The organism is bacterium (genome assembly GCA_026398675.1).
GTDB lineage: Bacteria > RBG-13-66-14 > RBG-13-66-14 > RBG-13-66-14 > RBG-13-66-14 > RBG-13-66-14.
Map to the genome: position 1 here is coordinate 1 of JAPLSK010000319.1, position 2,103 is coordinate 2,103.

Below are 2,103 nucleotides of genomic sequence, written 5' to 3' on the forward strand. Positions count from 1 at the left end.
TGGCCTCCAGGTTGTCCGGCTCCAGGGCCAGGGCGTAGCGGAACTGGTCCACCGCCTCCTCGTAGCGCTCGGTCACCATGAAGATGTAGCCGAGGTTGACCCGGGCGAAGACGTAATCGGGCTTGAGCTCCAGGGCCTCGCGGAACCGGGTCTCCGCCTTGGTGGTGAGGTCCTGGGCGAGGTAGATGAATCCGAGGTTGGCCAGGGCGAGGGCCGAGTCGGGGGCCAGGGAGACGGCGCGCTCCAGCTTCGTCTGGGCCTGCTCGTACTCCCCGCGCATGGAAAGAAGCGTGCCCAAGGCGGTCAGGGCGTCGGAGTAGTCGGGCCAGGAATCGGTGGCGGCGCCGTAGAACTGCTCGGCCTCCGTCAGGTTCCCGTCGAGCTCGTCTATGAGCCCCAGGTAGAAGTACGCCTCGGCGGCCGACGGCGGTTCCTCGCCCTCGGGGCCGCTCGTGAGGTAGTCCACGAAGAGGAGCTGGGCGTCTTCCAGGTTCCCATCCCGGTAGGCCGTGATGGCCGTGGTCAGCGCCTCGTCCACCTCGCGCTCGAGACCCAGGGCGGCGGTGAAAAGAAGCGGGATCAAAAGGACGGTCGCTTTACGCACCTGGGTTTCCTCCCGGCGTTCGGGCCGACGGCAATCCTGCGTTTCCCAAGAGCCTCCACCGAGGGTTTCCGCCCGGCGTTCGGGCGACGAAGGCGCTACCCGATTCCCGAGGGGCTACCCGGACAGGGGCTCGAGGGTCAGCTCCAGGACGGGGGGGTGGATGGACTTGACCCGTGCGCCCGGCGGCAGGACCGGCACCGGCTCCACCGCGTACACCCCGGCCCGCCAGACCGGCGGGAAGACCTCCACGGAGGGGGCGGAGTCGGCGAGCTCGCCCACCGGCGCCTCGACGACCAGCTCCACCGTCCGGGGCTTAAGGACGGCGGCGAAGCCCTCGGGCACGCGGACCACCTGCACGGGAACCCGCCAGGAATGGACCTCGGCCGGGATGAGCTCCACGTTGACCACCACCAAGAGCCCCTCCACCGGCTCGACCCCCGGTCCGATGGGCATGAGCGCCACCTGCCGCCGGCCGGACTCGGTCATGCCCGAGATGTCAACCGGCGCGGTCTCCACGTAGGTCATCTCGGCCAGGGCGCTCGCCGGGCCGCGCAGGCGCACCTCGGGGCGGTCGCAGGTCACGCGGGCCACCGTGAGCCCCTCGGAGGGTCGGCCCACGATGCGTGGCCGGACACGCACCTTCTTCACCTTTTCTGCGTCCAGGGTGATGACGAGCTCGCGGTGCGGCAGGACGTTCAGGATCGTCAGCTCGAAGCCGGGGGGGAGGGAGACGTCGCCGGTGGCGATCTCCTGGGTGGTGGGCCCGAGCTTGCGGCCCTGGAGGTCCACCTCGGCGGAGAAGTCCTCGTCGGTCAAGGACAAGAGGTCCATGCCCCGGCCGCGGACTATCACGGGGACGGTCCTCTCGCTGCCGGCGGTGACGACGGTGCCCGGGGGGACATTGGCCAGGACCACGGGGACGTTGAAGGTGCGCGTGCGCTCGGCGACCGCGTTGGCGTAGAGCCAGACCGCGGCGGCCACCACCAGCGAGATGACCTTCAGTCCCCAGTTCTTGGAAAGCGACTGCCAGAAACGGGCACGCTTGGAGGCCATCGGACCTTCCAGGGTTGACCGGGACAAGGACGGCCGAGCCCGTGTCGCCGCGCGTGGAAAGGCGGGGGTTCCGCCCTAGTCCACGCCGAAAATCTTCGTCAGATCGGAGCGCAGCTTGCCGAGCTCGTTGATGGTGTACTCGGTGAGCTTGCCGTTGCGGGCGATGGAGGCCACCTGGCGCTCCTCGGATACCACGAGGGCCAAGGCGTCGGACTCCTCGGAGATGCCGATGGCGGCGCGGTGCCGGGCGCCGTACTTGCGCGAAAGCCCCGGCGGATCGGCCAGCGGCAGCATCGTACCCGCCGAGGCCACCATCCCGTTGCGGATGATGGTCGCACCGTCGTGCAGCGGGCTCTTCTCGGTGAAGATGGTCACCAGGAGCTCCGGCGTCACCTGGGCGCCGATTTTCACCCCGCGCTCGATGTAGTACCTTAAGCCGTCGGTGT

3 protein-coding genes are annotated in these 2,103 nt (G+C 69.2%); all 3 read right to left on the reverse strand.

Features of this window, described 5'->3' with window-relative positions; all coding sequences use genetic code 11:
* Positions 1–604: tetratricopeptide repeat protein (locus tag NTW26_09365; GenBank protein MCX7022461.1), on the reverse strand; the 604-nt coding region annotated here is incomplete at its 3' end.
* A gap of 114 nt (positions 605–718) precedes the next feature.
* Positions 719–1,657, reverse strand: a complete 939-nt coding sequence (locus NTW26_09370) for a CdaR family protein (protein MCX7022462.1) — start codon at positions 1,655–1,657, stop codon at positions 719–721.
* Positions 1,658–1,732: 75 nt separating this feature from the next.
* The coding region (locus NTW26_09375; GenBank protein ID MCX7022463.1) for a DNA integrity scanning protein DisA nucleotide-binding domain protein at positions 1,733–2,103 on the reverse strand (371 nt) is incomplete at its 5' end.